Source organism: uncultured Merdimmobilis sp. (genome assembly GCF_902471145.1).
Lineage (GTDB): Bacteria > Bacillota > Clostridia > Oscillospirales > Ruminococcaceae > Merdimmobilis > Merdimmobilis hominis.
In genome coordinates this window covers 1-14,764 of the sequence record NZ_CABRJC010000027.1, presented here as the reverse complement: position 1 = coordinate 14,764, position 14,764 = coordinate 1, and the positions used below count along the sequence as shown (strand labels likewise).

Below are 14,764 nucleotides of genomic sequence, written 5' to 3'. Positions count from 1 at the left end.
GCAGGGCAGTTTTGTCCCCCAGGAGCCCGCCCTCCTCTTTTACCGGTTTGAGCTGTCCACCGAGGACGGCTCCTTCCGCCTGCTGCCCGATGGGCAAAACCAGGGGATTCTCGCCCAAGAGGGGGATGCCCTCTGGCAGCTGACCGTTTACGACGGGGCCATGTCCACCCCGGCCCCCCTCCAAAAAGGGGTGCTGTACCAGATTTTCCCCGACCGCTTTTGCAGCAGCGGGTCGACTAAGGAGAATGTCCCCGCTGACCGGAAATTCCATGGGGACTGGCTGGAATTCCCCCAGTACCTGCCTGACCCAGATGGGGAATACCGCAACAACGACTACTACGGCGGGGATTTAAAGGGCATCCGGGAAAAGCTGCCCTACCTCTCCTCTTTGGGGGTGACTGCCCTCTACCTCAACCCGGTGTTTGAAGCCCACTCCAACCACCGGTACAACACCGCCGACTACACCAAAATCGACCCCATGCTGGGCACCCAAGAGGACTTTTCCCTCCTGTGCCAAGAGGCAAAGGCCCTGGGCATGGCCGTGTTCTTAGACGGGGTGTTCAGCCACACCGGCAGCGACAGCATCTACTTCAACCGGGAGGGCCGGTATGGGGAGGGCGGCGCCTACCGCGATCCCCAAAGCCCCTACCGGGAATGGTACCGCTTCCGGCAGGACGGCAGCTACCAAAGTTGGTGGAACTTCGATTCCCTACCCGAAGTGGAGGAGGAGAACCCCTCCTACCAGGCGTTTATCCTAGATGTGGTGGAGCGCTGGCTGGGGCTGGGGGCCTCCGGTTTCCGGCTGGATGTAGCTGACGAACTGCCCGATTCCTTCCTGGACCGGCTGCGGGAACGGGTCAAAGCCGTCTCCCCAGAGGCCGCCCTTTTGGGGGAGGTGTGGGAAGACGCTTCCAACAAGGTCAGCTACGGCCAGCGCAGGCGGTATCTCTTAGGGCGGCAGCTGGACAGCGTGATGAACTACCCTTTCCAAAGCGCCATTCTGAATTTTGTCCGGTTCGGCGGCGGAGAAGGCCTCCTCCAGGGGATTTTGACGGTACTGGAACACTATCCCGCCCCGGTGATCCGAGGGTTAATGAACACCCTCTCCACCCACGACACCCCTCGGGCCATCTCCCTGTTGGCCGGGGTGAACCCAGAAGGGCACGACCGGGTGTGGCAGGCAAACCACCACTTCCTCTCCCTGGAGGAGTACGCAGCGGGCAAGCGCCGACTGTGCTTGGCCAGCGCCATCCAATACACCCTGCCCGGAATCCCCTGCCTCTATTATGGGGACGAAGCCGGACTTTCCGGCCTGAAGGACCCTTTTAACCGCACCACCTACCCCTGGGGGCTGGAGGACACCGGCCTACTCGCCCACTACCGGCGGCTGGGGCAACTGCGCCGCCACCCTGCCCTGGCAGAAAATGGCTCCTTTGTCCCCCTGTTCGCCTCCCGGGAAGGCTGCGCCTATCTGCGCCAGGCTGGGGAACACCGGGTGATCCTCTCGGTCAACCGGGGCAGCGTCCCCTTGGCCATCCCCCTGCCCGCCCAGTTGCGGGATGGATGCGAGCTGTTTGCCGGCCCAGCGGGAAAGGAGCTCCCTGGGGAATCCTTCCAAATCCTTGCCACACCGGAAGAACACTGATCCCGGCGCCATCCCCTGAAACAGCACCGCCGCTGGGCCTAGGCCCATTTCCTTCTGGGGGGCTCCCCCTTTAAAGGCTGTGAATTTTTGGTTGTTTTTGACCGTCTTCGGTGGTATACTCATAAAAATGAAATCCAATTGCCGGCGCGGCACCTGCCGCGCTTTTCCATACATCTTGGGAAGGAGACCTGTTTGTGAGAGAGTTTTTAAAGAGAAGCTGGGCCACCATCGACCTGGACGCCATCGGCCGGAATATCGCCGCCGTCCGCGCCCGTCTGGCCCCTGGATGCCGCCTGATGGCGGTGGTCAAGGCCGATGCCTACGGCCACGGGGACCGGTTTGTCGCCACTGCCATGGCCCGTGCAGGGGTGGATTGGTTTGGCGTCTCCAACATCGACGAGGCCGTCAGCCTTCGCCGCCACGGCATCTGCCACCCCACCTTGATCTTTGGGCCCACCCCGGTGCAGATGGCCGGTCTTCTCTCCCGCTACAACATCACCCAGATGATCCCCTCCCTGGAATACGCCCGCTCCCTCCAGGAGATCGCCCAGGCCAGTGAGGACGTGCTGGAAGTCCACATCAAACTTGACACCGGCATGTCCCGGCTGGGATTCCTCGCCTACGGGGAGGATTTGAACCGCTCGCTGGATGAAATTGGGGAGATCGCCAAAATGCCCAATCTCTCCATCACTGGCACCTTTACCCACTTTGCGGTGGCCGATGAGGATGACCCGGAATCGGTTGCCTTTACCAAGCTCCAATTCCAGCGGTTCCAGGAAGCCCTCTCCCAGTTGGAGGAGCGGGGCATCCCCACCGGCATCCGCCACTGCTGCAACAGCGCCGGAGTGATCAATTACCCGGAAATGCACCTGGATATGGTGCGGCCCGGGGTGATTCTCTACGGCCTTTCCCCCAGCGCCGACTGCCAAGGCAGGATGCCCCTTTCCCCGGCCATGTCCCTCTACTCCACCTTGACTTTGGTCAAAACGGTGGCGGCGGGCACCACCCTCAGCTATGGCCGGATCTTCACCGCCCCCCACAAGATGCGGGTGGGCACCGTCTCCATCGGCTATGCCGATGGGTTTGAGCGGAACCTCTCCGGCAAGGCGAAAGTGCTGATCCGGGGGAAATTTGCCCCGGTGATCGGCCGGGTCTGCATGGACCAACTGATGGTGGATCTGACCGATATCCCCGACGCCCAGGAGCTGGATTTGGTCACGGTGGTGGGCCAGGACGGGGAGAATGCCATCTCCTTCGACGACTTCGCCGCCCTGAGCGATACCGTCAATTATGAAAAGATCTGTCTGGTGGGCAAACGGGTCCCCCGGGTGTACCGCAAAGGCGGGATGGACATCGGCGTGGCCGAATACCTAAAAAAGGATTTTGACCTATAGTCCAAATCTCTTGGGGCTTCCAGCCCCCGCACCCCAAGCCTAGGCAAGATTTCATCTTGGAATTGGTTTTATGGGGCGCTGCACGCCCCCAAACCCCCGTGGTTCCTTTCTGACGAGAGAAAGGAACCAAAGCTCGCCGGGGAGACCCCGGTCCCCCTGCTTCGCCACAATGGGTACGCTCGGAAGATTTCCCTTAGAGGCTCTCCACGCCTCAAGCAGGAAATCTTTCCGCTGACGCGGATGCCCTCGCGGGGCTGCAAGAAGCCCACTTTTCAAAACAACCTCACCTAGGCAGAGGGGGATTTTTAAGGGGGAATAGGCTTTTCCTGTGTCGCGAGTTTGCCTATTCCCCCTTAAATGTGCTTTTTGCCACCCTTTTTTCACATAAAAAAGGGTGCGCGGGGTGCAGGGGTGCGCAACGCCCTGCTAGACCAGTTTCAAGTTAGAATCTTGATAAAGCCCTCCTGGCCGGGGGTTTAAGGGGCCGGCACGAGGGCCCCTTACAACTAGGGGTTGGGGGCCGGCAGCCCTATCCATAAAAAAACCAGCCTCTTTTAGGCTGGCTTTTTTTGATTACAGCAAAATCTCTTTTAGGCTGCGCTTGGGCACGTGGTGTACCCCAGCTTCATCCCGGTAATAGGCGGTTTTGCCGTCCTGCATCTCCTCCAGTACCACCGTTTCATCCGGCTTGCCCAGGCAGATGCACAAAGAGGGAAGGATTTCCTCCCCAAGGCCCAGCGCCTCCCGGATGGCCTCCGGCTGGAAGTTGCCCACCATACAGCCCCCCAGGCCCTGCTCCGCGGCGCAGAGAAGGATGGTCTGGGCGGCGATGCCCACATCTTTCAAAAACGGGGTGGGGTTCTTGGCGATGGCGGTGTCGATGCACACCACGATAAACGCGGCGGGGTGATGCCCCTTTGGCGGGAGCACCAAAGGGCGCAGGGCGGCGGCCAAGGTGGTGCGCTCCACCAGGGATTCCACCTGGGCGGGGTCGCTGACCAGCTTGAATTTGATGGCCTGCAAATTGGTGGTGGAAGGGGTCAGGCGGGCGGCGTCTGCAAATTCCAGCAGCTGTTCTTGGGTGATTTTCACCGCAGGGTCGAAGCTACGGTAGCTGCGGCTTTGTTTGACCAGGTCTTTGAGCATAGTTGCTTCCTCCTATTCGTGTCGCATTTCAGTGCTGTTTTTATGATACCATAAAATCTATAAATCCCGAAAAAACTCGTCAAAGGTGTCCACATGGTAGATTTCTTTAAGCGCCAACAGCACGCTAACTCGAATGCTGTAACTACCTGATTCCATCAGCGAAATAATTTCCCGGCTGGTGGAAAGCCCCATAAGATCCAATTTGGCGGAAACCTGTTCCTGCGATAATTTGGCGTTTTTGCGGAGCCGTTTCAAGTTTGCCCCGATAGAAATATCCTGTTTAATCTTGTCTGTCATGGAGCCCCCTCCGATTTTTTGTAATATATACGTTACACTATTGATTTTACCCAATTGTCGGTGGTAAAATTGTAATGTATACATTACAAAACCAAAATGGAGGAAAATTTTATGGATGAAGAAACGCGGAAAAACATGGAAAAATCGTTGCAAGAGCTGAAAGACCTCTCCCCGGGGGCCTTCCAAGCCTTCTGCTGGGTGATCACCCACTGGGAGCTTGCGGAGGAAATGGTGCGGGACGAACCGCCCGTCACCGATGGGGACATCGAAGCCCTCGCCCGCCGGGCGGTGGAGGAAGGGGATTATTCCCCCTTGTCCCTGGCCCTCTTCAAGCGGATGCTCGACGGCCTGCCGAAGGATTTGCAATAGCCCCCCGGTTCCCTCTTGCTTTTTTCCCAAGACCTGGTATGATAGAAATATATCAATATCATACAAACCTGAAAAAGGAGTGGAACCTACTATGGCATTTCGTGAAATTACCCCCTATGAGCTGGAAGGCAACCTCTTTAAAATGATCGCCAAGGATTGGGCCCTCATCACCGCCGAGGCGGACGGCAAAGCCAACGCCATGACCATCAGCTGGGGCGGTTTCGGCCAGCTGTGGAACGAGCTGGTGGCCTTCACCTTTGTCCGCCCCCAGCGGTACACCTATGGGCTGACCGAAGCCTCTGACGTCTATTCGGTCTCCTTCTACGAGGAGAAGTACCGCAAAGAGCTGGGTTATTTCGGCTCCGCCTCCGGCCGGGATGAGGACAAATTCCAAAAGACCGGCTTCCACCTGGCCCATGAGGACGGCGTCCCCTACCCGGAAGAGGCCAAGGTGGTGCTGCTCTGCCAGAAATTGTATGCCCACACCCTCACCGAAGAGGAGTTCCTCTGCAAAGAAGTGATGGAAAAATCCTACCCGGAGCGGGATTTCCACAAGATGTATGTGGGCAAAATCCTCAAAGTCCTGGTGCGGGAGTAATTTCCCTTGTCATCCCCAACCCATGTCAGGAGGACGTCTATGAAACGATCGGAAGGCGCCTGCCTCATCTGTGGGGCGCCCCTTGTGTATTTCCAGGAGGCCCGGGAGATGGAGTGCTCCCTCTGCCACCGGAAATTCCCCTCCAACGCCCAGTGTGAGGAGGGCCACTTTATCTGTGACGAATGCCACAGCAAGCGGGGGATCGAGGTGGTGATGGAAGGCTGCCGGAAAACCCCATCCAAAAACCCCATCGCGATCCTCCAATCCCTGATGGAGGACCCCTTTGTCTACATGCACGGCCCGGAACACCATGTGATGGTGGGGGCCGCCCTGCTGGCCGCCTATCGCAATGCCGGCGGGGAATTGGATTTGGAGCAAGCCCTCGCCGAGATGGCCCAGCGGGGGCAACAGGTGCCCGGCGGGGCCTGCGGGTTCTGGGGCTGCTGCGGCGCAGCGGTGAGCACCGGTATTTTTGTCAGCATTGTCACCGGATCCAGCCCTCTTTCCGGCAAAAGCTGGGGCCTGTGCAACGAGATGACCTCCCGGGCCCTCGCCTCCCTGGCCGCGGTGGGCGGGCCCCGCTGCTGCAAGCGGAATTCCTTCCTCGCCACCATCGAGGCGGTGAAGTTTGCCCGGGAAAAGCTGGGTGTTTCCATGGAGCTGCCGGAGAAGATCCAGTGCGCCTTCTTCCCGGAAAACCAGCAGTGCCTGCGCAAGAAATGCCCGTTTAACCCTTTGCATCAGGGTTGATTCCAAGAAAAAACCCCCTGCGAAAAGAGAGATTTGCTCTTTTCGCAGGGGGTTATCGTTTTAATCCCGCTTTACCATGCCCTCCACCTTGTGAAGGAGCTTCATCTCTACCAAGGCGTCCACCAAGGTGCCTTCGGGGGTGTATTCCTCCGAGAAGATCTTCCCCTCCTCCCGGATTTCGCTGAGGAGATTGCCCTTGTCGTAGGGGATCAGCAGCTTCATCCGGCGCTGGGTTTGGGGCAGGAGCCGGGCGATCTTCTGCAATAGCTCTTCAAACCCATAGCCGGTGCGGGCGCTGATGGCCACCGTGGACTCCCCCAAGGTGAGGGGGAGCTGGGCCACCTTATCACACTTGTTGAGGACGGTGAGGACCGGCGTATCCGCCACCCCCAATTCCCCCAGCAGCTGCTGGGTCACCTCCACCTGCTCGGCCTTCTCCTCGCTGGAGATATCGCAGACGTTGAGGAGCAGATCCGCTTGGGCTGCTTCCTCCAAGGTGGATTTAAACGCCTCCACCAAATGGTGGGGCAGGCGGCGCACCAGCCCAACAGTGTCGATGAGCATGACGCTGCGGCCGTCGGGCAGCAGCAAGGCCCGGGCAGTGGGGTCCAGGGTGGCGAACAGCTTGTCCTCCGCCAGCACCCCCGCGTCAGTCAGGGCGTTGAGCAGGGTGGATTTCCCCACATTGGTGTACCCCACGATGGCCACGGTGGTGACACCGTCCTTTTTGCGGCGGGCCCGCAGGTTTTCCCGGTGGCGGGTCAGGCTTTCCAACCGTTCCTCCAGGGCGTGAATCCGGGCGCGGATGTGCCGCCGGTCGGTTTCCAGCTTGGTTTCGCCAGGGCCCCGGGTGCCGATGCCTCCCCCCTGCCGGGAGAGGATGTTGCCAAGACCGGCCAGCCGGGGCAACAAGTACCGCTGCTGGGCCAGTTCCACCTGGAGCTTTCCCTCGCCGGAGCGGGCCCGCTGGGCGAAGATGTCCAAGATCAGCATGGTGCGGTCCAGCACCGAGGTATCACAGGCGTCCTCGATGTTGCGCAGCTGGGCAGGGGTCAGCTCGTGGTCAAAGATCACCATGTCCGCCTGGGTGTTCTCGCAGAAGAGGGCCAGTTCCGCCAGCCGCCCGGAGCCGATGCAGGTGGCGACATCCATGTCGGTGCGCTTCTGCACCATCCGTCCGATGACCTGGGCTCCGGCGGTGGCCGCCAGCTCCTCCAGCTCATCCAGGGAGACATCGATGTCGTATTCCCCAGTGTCCACCGCCACCAGGACGGCAGTTTGCGGTTTTATCTCATTTTCGTACATTCTATTTCCTCCTGCGCCTGGCTGGCGCACTGTATTTCTATATTTCTTTGGAACCATTGTATCTTAGTTTTTCCAATTCCGCAACCGCAAACCCCTGTGGAGATAAAACAAAAACAGCCCCGCCGTCTTGGCAGGGCCGACCCCCTATGCGGGGATGTATTCCTCAATAATTTTTTTTGCCGCGTCGTTGTCCTGGTGCATCACCATGATGACGTAATCGCCCCTGGTGTAGATCTCCGCATCCTTGGAGATTTCATAGGCGCCCAAAATATCATACTTCTCAAATTCTTCGATACGGGCGTTTTTGACCGCCGCCAGGTCGTCCCACACATCGCTTTCCTTGCCCTCTGCCGGTTTGATAATAAAGGTGTCCGCCACCCCGAACCGCCCCAGGGAATAGCGGATGTTGTAGCTTTCTATATTCTCCAGGTTCATCTGGAAACGGTCGGTCACGTCTTCATCCTGGGCATCCACCAGGCCGCGCATCTCAATGGTCTCGTAGATTTTCTCAATGGCCCCTGCGGGATTGGCCTCCTGTGCGGGCTGGCTTTGGGTTGTGGCCGGGTCCCCGCTGGAGGCGCCGCAGCCGCCGATGACCAGGACGGCGAACACCATGGCTACAATTGATACAAACTGTTTCATTTGGATCCTCTTCATTCCTTTTTCCGTTTGGTTTTCACAGAAACGCGAAAACTGCCTGTCTTTGTAGTATATCCAGTTTTCCCGCCTCCTGTCAAGGATTCCCCATGCCCCTGCCCCTATTTTTAGAAAAAAAGCAGGGAAAACCTGGCGTTTTGTAGGTTCTCCTCCCTTTTTGTCCCATTCGCCATCCATTCCCCTGCAATGAAAAAGAACAAGCGTCTGCGGCGACGCCTGTTCTTTTCCACAGTTTGAGGTGTGTTTTTCTGAGGAGGGTAGAGCATACCCGCAAACGCTGCGGCTGCGCCTGTTGATCGGGTATGTTTTTATTATACTCACCGGTCGAAATTGTTTGTTAAACCCCTGTGAATAAAGATTAAACTTAAATGGCATCATTTGTTAAAAACATATGTTTGAAATTTGCAGTAAAGTTTGGTATACTGTTGGTAACCAGAACAAAAGCCACCCACCAAAGGAGGTTCCCACCATGGATCAGCTCAATTCCAAGGAAGCCTTGGTTCTTCGTTATATCACCGATCGGATCAATGACGGCGTCCCCCCCACTGTCCGGGAAATCTGCAGCGAACTCTCCATCAAATCCACTTCCACCGCCCACAAATACCTGCGCTCCCTGGAGGCGAAAGGCTATATCTTAATGGGAGACCGGACCAACCGCTCCATCCGCCTCAATGTGGAAAAAACCGTCAGTGTCCCCCTCATCGGCACCGTGGCGGCTGGGCAGCCCATCCTCGCCATTGAAGAGGTGGAGGACTACATCCCCTACCGGGTGCGCCGGGGCATGGGCAAAGACCTGTTCGCCCTGCGGGTCAAGGGGGAGAGCATGGTGAATGCCGCCATTCTGGATGGGGACATCATCATCGCCCGCCGGACCCCGGTCGCCGCAAACGGCGAGATCGTGGTCGCTTTGGTGGGGGATGAGGCCACCGTCAAAACCTTCTACAAGGAGAACGGCCACTTCCGCCTCCAGCCGGAAAACGACACCATGGACCCCATCATCGTGGAGGAGGTCGCCATTTTAGGCAAGGTGATTTCGGTCCTGCGCTTTTTTGAATAGGTATTCATACCGCTTGTCAGACGCTGCCAAACCCCAAATTTGGCGGCGTTTTTTGGTTTGGCCTGCCATAAAATGTCATATAATAGACAAAAAACGGCTCCTCTGGCCCTGTTTGGTTAAAGATAACATAGAAATTGAAAAAACAGTGGCACATCGTACAAAAATGGTTTATAATAAGCAAGGTAAAAAAGGCCCGGCGGGGAGAAGAACCCTCTGGGGATTCGACTGACATTTCGTTGCAGCTCTGCAACTTTTGGGGAGGTTCCAATTTTGATTCGAGAAGATTTACGCAACATAGCTATCATCGCCCACGTTGACCACGGCAAAACCACTTTGGTCGACGAGATGCTCAAACAGGGCGGCGCATTCCGGGAAAACCAAGCTGTGGCCGACCGGGTCATGGACAGCGGCGACCTGGAGCGGGAGAGGGGCATCACCATCCTGGCCAAAAACACCTCCGCCGTTTGGAATGGCGTTAAAATCAACATTATAGACACCCCCGGACACGCCGACTTCGGCGGCGAGGTGGAGCGGGTGCTGAAGATGGTCAACGGCGTTGTCCTGCTGGTGGACGCCGCCGAAGGCCCCATGCCCCAGACCCGATTTGTGCTTCAGAAGGCCCTGGAACTGGGCCACCGGGTCATTGTGGTGGTCAACAAGGTGGACAAGCCTGACGCCCGCCCCTATGAAGTGGTGGACGAGTGCCTGGAACTCCTCCTGGACCTGGACGCCTCCGAGGAGCAGCTGGACAGCCCCATCATCTTCTGCTCCGGCCGCAACGGCACTGCCGGCGTCTCCCCGGATAACCTGGGCAGCGACCTCTCGGTTCTGTTTGAAAAAATCCTGGAGCAGATCCCCGCTCCCGAAGGGGATATCGAAGGCCCCGCCCAGGTGCTGGTCTCCTCCATCGACTACAACGATTTTGTGGGCCGTATCGCCATCGGCCGGGTAGAACGGGGCGTGCTGCGCCAGAACCAGGACGTCATGGTCTGCGATTGGCACAACTCCATCCAGCCTTACCGGGGCAAAATCACCGCCATATACCAGATCGAAGGGCTGAAACGTGTCCCCTGTGAGGAAGCCAAGATGGGGGACATCATCTGCTTCTCCGGCATCACCGACATCACCATCGGCAACACCATCTGCGACTTGGCCGATGTCTCCCCCCTGCCCTTTGTCAAAATCAGCGAACCCACTGTGGAGATGACCTTCTCGGTCAACAACAGCCCCTTCGCCGGCCGGGAAGGCAAGTTCGTCACCTCTCGCCAGCTGCGTGACCGGCTGTTTAAAGAGCTGCTCAAGGACGTCTCCCTCCGGGTGGAGGAGACCGATTCCTCCGACAGCTTCCGGGTCTGCGGCCGGGGCGAGATGCACCTTTCCATCCTAATCGAAACCATGCGCCGGGAAGGCTTTGAGTTCCAGGTCTCCACCCCTCACGTCCTGTTCCAGACCGATGAGAACGGCACCAAGCTGGAGCCCATCGAGCGGCTGCTGGTGGATGTGCCCGAGGAGTACATGGGCTCGGTCATGGAGAAGATGGGCGCCCGCAAAGGCGAACTAGTCCACATGGCCCCCTCCGGCTCCCGGATGCGGATTGAATTTTTAGTCCCCTCCCGCGGCCTGTTCGGCTACAAGAGCGAGTTCTTGACCGATACCCGGGGCGAGGGCATCATGAACGCGGTGTTTGACGGCTACCAGCCCTACAAGGGGGAAATTGACCGCCGCACCGTCGGTTCCCTCATCGCCTTTGAGACCGGCGAATCCATCACCTACGGCCTTTACAACGCCCAGGAGCGGGGCACCCTGTTCATCGGCCCCGGCGTGCCGGTTTATGAAGGGATGATTGTGGGCTGCTCCCCCAAATCGGAGGACCTAGCGGTCAACGTCTGCAAAAAGAAACATGTCAGCAACATGCGGGCCTCTGGTTCGGATGAGGCACTGCGCCTGGTGCCCTACCGCCGGATGAGCTTAGAGGAATGCTTAGAGTTCCTGGGCGAGGATGAACTGCTGGAAGTCACCCCCAAGAACCTGCGGCTGCGCAAACGCATCCTGAACAACAGCGACCGGATGAAGAACATCTTCAAAGGCAAATAAACAATAAAAAATGCCCCTCCCGAAGATTCGGGAGGGGCATTTTTTATTGGAATTGCAGGGTTACCAAGCGGCAACTACGCCGTCGGCACGGGGTTCGGTGGCGCCCACCAGGACCCCTTCGTCGTTGCGCCAGATGATCTCGCCGCGACCGAAGGAGGTTTCCTCCGCCTGGACCTTCACATCGTGGCCCCGACGGATCAACTCTTTGGTGATCGCCTCGGGGAAGTTCTGCTCCACGTGGATCTCCTTGCCGCCGACCCACTGCCAACGGGGGGCATCCAGGGCATCCTGGGGGTTCATCAGGAAGTCCACCGTGTCGGTGACCACCTGCAGGTGGCCCTGGGGCTGCATAAAGCCGCCCATGACCCCGAAGGGGCCTACCGCCTTGCCGTCCTTGGTCAGGAAGCCAGGGATGATGGTGTGGTAGGGCTTTTTGCCGGGGGCCAGGCAGTTGAAGTGGTTCTCATCCAGGGTGAAGTTGTTGCCCCGGTCGTTGAGGGCGATGCCGGTGCCGGGCACAACCACGCCAGAGCCGAAGCCCCGGTAGTTGCTCTGGATGTAAGAGACCATGTTGCCCTCGCCGTCGGCGGTGCACAGGTAGACAGTGCCGCCACAGTGGGGGTCGCCGTGCTCGGGCAGAAGGGCGGTGTCGCTGATCAGCTCCCGGCGTTTGGCCGCGTACTCCTTGGAGAGCAACTCGGCGGGGGTGACGCCCATGTACCGAGGATCGGTGACATAGTGCATACCGTCTACAAAGGCCAGCTTCATGGCCTCGATCATCTTGTGGGTGGCGTCTCCCCGGTCATAGCCGCTGATATCCATCCCCTCCAGGATGTTGAGGGCCATCAGAGCGACGATTCCATGGCCGTTCGGGGGGATCTCCCACACATCGTAGCCTTTATAATTGGTGGTGATGGGTTCCACCCATTCGGCGCGGTAGGCCTCTAGGTCGGATTTGCGCAGGTAGCCGCCAGTCTCCCGGGAGAAGGCGTCGATCTTGTCGGCCAGGGCGCCCCGGTAGAAGGACTCGGCATTGGTGCGGCCGATCTCCCGCAGGGTATCGGCGTGGCCCTGGGAGACAAACACATCGCCCGGTTCAGGGGCTTTGCCGTCTTTGATAAAGGTGTCAAACCAGCCTTTGTGGCAGGGCTGATCCCCGAAGATGGGGGTGAATTTTTGCAAGGCGCCTTTCCAGGCATAGGAGACGGTAGGGGCGACAGCGTGGCCTTCTTCCGCATACCGGGCAGCGGGCTCCAACACCTGGGAGAGGGGAAGCTTGCCGAACCGCTTGGAGAGTTCTGCCCAGCCAGAGGGGGTGCCGGGGACGTTGACTGGGGTCCAACCGTACATGGGGACCTCTTTCAGCCCCTGCTCCCGCAGGGCTTCGGCACTGATTCCCATAGGGGCGGGGCCGCTGCCGTTGAGGCCGAACAACTTGTTCTCATCCTTCATCCAAACCAGGGCAAAGCAGTCGCTCCCAATGCCGTTGGCGGTGGGCTCCACCACGGTCAGGCAGGCTGCGGTGGCGATGGCGGCGTCTACGGCGTTGCCGCCCGCTTTGATGATATCTAGCCCCGCCTGAGCGGCCAGAGGCTGGGCGGTGCAGACCATGCCCTTGGTGCCGTAGGTCAGTTTCCGGCGGGAAGCGTATTGGTATTTCTGGGGATCAAACTGAAATTCCAATTGAGTCACTCCTTCTTTTTGGCTTTTTATGGATATATAATTAATTGTACACGAGTTTGATCCAGTTGTAAAGGAAGGAGACTGCCAATCCTTTGCCGTGGAATTTTTGCAAAAACAATAAAAATTGTCCCTTTTTGTCCCCAAACTCCTTTTTTAAGCGCTCCCCTATCCCCACCAGAATATTTTTCCGCCTCTATTCCAAGTGCAGTTGAGCTATGCCGCAGGCCTTTTCCCAGGATTGTTCCCCCTATTCTTTGGCCGGCTTGGATAATCATACAAACACCAGCAGCGCATGCGAATCCCTGCCCGGCATCGTGGTTTTCACCCCCCACACGCGCCGACTATATCTTTACTGGTTGGATCATTCCCGGATGAGGCCATCATCCTCCACCAGCTGCAAAGAAAGACCGCGCCATGTAACGCGGCGCGGTCTTTCTATCATTTTTGGCCTATCCCACCAACCGGATCAACAGCTGGAAGCAGACGAACAAGATCGGTTGGTGCAACAGATAGATGAGTATGGCATGCCGCCCCACCCAGGTGAGGGCGCGGCTGCGGGTGGGGTAACACCAGGACGGGGCCCTGCTATCCCGCAACGGGATGCCCACATAGGAACCGGCCAAAAAGACAAAGATCCAGGGTAAGAGCGGGTAGTAATCGGCGCTGAAAAAGCCCGGGGCACAGAAACCCAGTGGAAACAGCCACCCTATTGTGTAAAGCCTTTGGGGCAAGGCAATCTCCCACAAGCCTGGGAAGCCCAGTACGCCCCATTCCACTCCATAGAAGAGAAGGAATAAGCCAGCGCACAAACCGACTCCTAGGCCGGTTGGAACCCGGCTGAGAAGGGGATCCAGCAAAGCGAACAGCAGCATAGCCGAACCCATAAAATGAAGGATGCCAAACCAAATCTGCTGGGAGGGCATCACCAGCAGGGTGCCCACCGTCAGCGCCAAAGCGGCCAACAGGGTCAATCCTCCCCGCTTCCAGTTGCTGCGGGAAAACCGGCAGGTGATCCCGGCGATGAACATAAAGGTAGCTGCCACCAAGGTGCGGGCAAAGCTGGTCACCCCCCAGCGAAACATAGGGACATCAAGGCCAAAGATGTCCACCAAGTCATACAGGGCATGGTATCCCACCATCAGCACTACGCACAATCCGCGGATATCATCCAAAATGCCCACCCGGCGAAATCCCTCTTTCATAAATATCTCCTCCCCATGCCAATCGGTTGTTAATCTCTCCAAAAAACAGTATAATACTAGTAAGAGCCAAATTGGAGGTGTCCCTATGGAACTTGTGGTAAAAAAACCTACCGTCCCCGAAGTGTATGAATTGACCGACTGGCCAGTTTGGGAAAGCGAACCTGCGGAGTTTGACCGCTATTATGACAAAACCGAGGTGGCCCTTTTTACCCATGGCAGTGTGGATGTTACCTTTGATGGCCGCACCGTCAATATTGGGGCCGGCGACCTAGTTACCTTCCCCAAGGGAATGCACTGTACCTGGAGAATTTTGCAGACTGTGCGCAAGCATTTTCAAACCGTTGATGAATAAATCGGATATTCTGGTAAAACAAAAGCCACCGTAAACACGGTGGCTTTTTGGCTCCCCCTGTTGGGCTCGAACCAACGACCCTGCGGTTAACAGCCGCATGCTCTACCGACTGAGCTAAGGAGGAATATCTAGTCAACACAAATTATTATATCCAAACCTCCGTTGAATGTCAAGGATTTTTTTCAATTTTTATCAATACAAAAGAAAAAAGGGCT

The 14,764-nt window shown here is 57.7% G+C and carries 15 protein-coding genes and 1 tRNA gene; 8 read left to right on the top strand and 8 right to left on the bottom strand.

The annotated features are described in order from the left end of the window. Positions 1–1,645 (top strand): glycoside hydrolase family 13 protein (locus RDQ42_RS09750; RefSeq protein ID WP_308588596.1); only part of this gene is annotated, 1,645 nt, incomplete at its 5' end. 194 nt (positions 1,646–1,839) lie between these two features. Next, a complete protein-coding gene (alr, locus tag RDQ42_RS09745; protein ID WP_231358654.1) occupies positions 1,840–3,039 on the top strand; it encodes an alanine racemase in 1,200 nt (399 codons plus the stop codon). Positions 3,040–3,612: 573 nt separating this feature from the next. Here the strand turns inward: alr and RDQ42_RS09740 are convergent. Then, on the bottom strand, positions 3,613–4,185 hold the full coding sequence (locus tag RDQ42_RS09740; protein WP_054332437.1) for a nitroreductase family protein: 573 nt from the start codon (positions 4,183–4,185) through the stop codon (positions 3,613–3,615). Between the two features lie 57 nt (positions 4,186–4,242). Continuing rightward, positions 4,243–4,482 (bottom strand): helix-turn-helix domain-containing protein, encoded by a 240-nt coding sequence (locus RDQ42_RS09735; protein WP_054332436.1) that lies wholly within the window; start codon positions 4,480–4,482, stop codon positions 4,243–4,245. Between the two features lie 111 nt (positions 4,483–4,593). On the opposite strand from RDQ42_RS09735, the gene RDQ42_RS09730 reads away from it, so the two are divergent. The 3 genes from RDQ42_RS09730 to RDQ42_RS09720 all read left to right on the top strand — a co-directional run bounded on the left by RDQ42_RS09730 (position 4,594) and on the right by RDQ42_RS09720 (position 6,199). Next, the gene (locus tag RDQ42_RS09730) at positions 4,594–4,851 is read left to right on the top strand and encodes a hypothetical protein (RefSeq protein WP_054332435.1); all 258 of its coding nucleotides are present in this window, start codon (positions 4,594–4,596) and stop codon (positions 4,849–4,851) included. Positions 4,852–4,942: 91 nt separating this feature from the next. Beyond that, positions 4,943–5,449, top strand: coding sequence for a flavin reductase family protein (locus RDQ42_RS09725; protein WP_054332434.1), 507 nt, complete (start codon positions 4,943–4,945; stop codon positions 5,447–5,449). 39 nt (positions 5,450–5,488) lie between these two features. After that, positions 5,489–6,199 carry a DUF5714 domain-containing protein gene (locus tag RDQ42_RS09720; protein ID WP_054332433.1) on the top strand — a complete coding sequence of 237 codons (711 nt, stop codon included), beginning with the start codon at positions 5,489–5,491 and terminating at the stop codon, positions 6,197–6,199. A gap of 60 nt (positions 6,200–6,259) precedes the next feature. Here RDQ42_RS09720 and hflX read toward each other — a convergent pair whose 3' ends face one another. Beyond that, positions 6,260–7,504 carry a GTPase HflX gene (hflX, locus tag RDQ42_RS09715; RefSeq protein WP_308588595.1) on the bottom strand — a complete coding sequence of 415 codons (1,245 nt, stop codon included), beginning with the start codon at positions 7,502–7,504 and terminating at the stop codon, positions 6,260–6,262. A 144-nt stretch (positions 7,505–7,648) separates the two neighbouring features. Continuing rightward, positions 7,649–8,146, bottom strand: a complete 498-nt coding sequence (locus RDQ42_RS09710; protein ID WP_071427462.1) for a DUF4358 domain-containing protein — start codon at positions 8,144–8,146, stop codon at positions 7,649–7,651. A 484-nt stretch (positions 8,147–8,630) separates the two neighbouring features. Here RDQ42_RS09710 and lexA point away from each other — a divergent pair, with 484 nt between their 5' ends. Further along, positions 8,631–9,218 (top strand): transcriptional repressor LexA, encoded by a 588-nt coding sequence (gene lexA / locus RDQ42_RS09705; protein ID WP_071427463.1) that lies wholly within the window; start codon positions 8,631–8,633, stop codon positions 9,216–9,218. A gap of 270 nt (positions 9,219–9,488) precedes the next feature. Beyond that, positions 9,489–11,312, top strand: coding sequence for a translational GTPase TypA (gene typA / locus RDQ42_RS09700; RefSeq protein WP_308588593.1), 1,824 nt, complete (start codon positions 9,489–9,491; stop codon positions 11,310–11,312). 60 nt (positions 11,313–11,372) lie between these two features. On the opposite strand, the gene RDQ42_RS09695 is transcribed toward typA, so the two are convergent. The 3 genes from RDQ42_RS09695 to RDQ42_RS09685 form a co-directional block, all read right to left on the bottom strand. Continuing rightward, positions 11,373–12,995, bottom strand: a complete 1,623-nt coding sequence (locus RDQ42_RS09695) for a gamma-glutamyltransferase family protein (RefSeq protein ID WP_231358651.1) — start codon at positions 12,993–12,995, stop codon at positions 11,373–11,375. 26 nt (positions 12,996–13,021) lie between these two features. Next, entirely contained in the window at positions 13,022–13,270 is a 249-nt protein-coding gene (locus RDQ42_RS09690) for a hypothetical protein (protein WP_231358650.1), read from the bottom strand. Positions 13,271–13,444: 174 nt separating this feature from the next. Continuing rightward, on the bottom strand, positions 13,445–14,197 hold the full coding sequence (locus RDQ42_RS09685) for a heparan-alpha-glucosaminide N-acetyltransferase (protein ID WP_231358649.1): 753 nt from the start codon (positions 14,195–14,197) through the stop codon (positions 13,445–13,447). Between the two features lie 85 nt (positions 14,198–14,282). Here RDQ42_RS09685 and RDQ42_RS09680 point away from each other — a divergent pair, with 85 nt between their 5' ends. After that, entirely contained in the window at positions 14,283–14,549 is a 267-nt protein-coding gene (locus RDQ42_RS09680) for a cupin domain-containing protein (RefSeq protein ID WP_054332430.1), read from the top strand. Positions 14,550–14,597: 48 nt separating this feature from the next. On the opposite strand, the gene RDQ42_RS09675 is transcribed toward RDQ42_RS09680, so the two are convergent. Continuing rightward, positions 14,598–14,673: transfer RNA gene (locus RDQ42_RS09675), tRNA-Asn, on the bottom strand. Positions 14,674–14,764: the final 91 nt, after the last annotated feature.

Excerpts from the sequence above, each read along its gene's own strand:
- hflX (WP_308588595.1), bottom strand. The coding sequence starts at position 7,504 with ATGTACGAAAATGAGATAAAACCGCAAACTGCCGTCCTGGTGGCGGTG.
- RDQ42_RS09740 (WP_054332437.1), bottom strand. The coding sequence starts at position 4,185 with ATGCTCAAAGACCTGGTCAAACAAAGCCGCAGCTACCGTAGCTTCGAC.
- RDQ42_RS09680 (WP_054332430.1), top strand. The coding sequence starts at position 14,283 with ATGGAACTTGTGGTAAAAAAACCTACCGTCCCCGAAGTGTATGAATTG.
- lexA (WP_071427463.1), top strand. The coding sequence starts at position 8,631 with ATGGATCAGCTCAATTCCAAGGAAGCCTTGGTTCTTCGTTATATCACC.
- RDQ42_RS09685 (WP_231358649.1), bottom strand. The coding sequence starts at position 14,197 with ATGAAAGAGGGATTTCGCCGGGTGGGCATTTTGGATGATATCCGCGGA.
- RDQ42_RS09725 (WP_054332434.1), top strand. The coding sequence starts at position 4,943 with ATGGCATTTCGTGAAATTACCCCCTATGAGCTGGAAGGCAACCTCTTT.
- RDQ42_RS09735 (WP_054332436.1), bottom strand. The coding sequence starts at position 4,482 with ATGACAGACAAGATTAAACAGGATATTTCTATCGGGGCAAACTTGAAA.
- RDQ42_RS09690 (WP_231358650.1), bottom strand. The coding sequence starts at position 13,270 with ATGATTATCCAAGCCGGCCAAAGAATAGGGGGAACAATCCTGGGAAAA.
- RDQ42_RS09710 (WP_071427462.1), bottom strand. The coding sequence starts at position 8,146 with ATGAAACAGTTTGTATCAATTGTAGCCATGGTGTTCGCCGTCCTGGTC.
- RDQ42_RS09720 (WP_054332433.1), top strand. The coding sequence starts at position 5,489 with ATGAAACGATCGGAAGGCGCCTGCCTCATCTGTGGGGCGCCCCTTGTG.
- RDQ42_RS09730 (WP_054332435.1), top strand. The coding sequence starts at position 4,594 with ATGGATGAAGAAACGCGGAAAAACATGGAAAAATCGTTGCAAGAGCTG.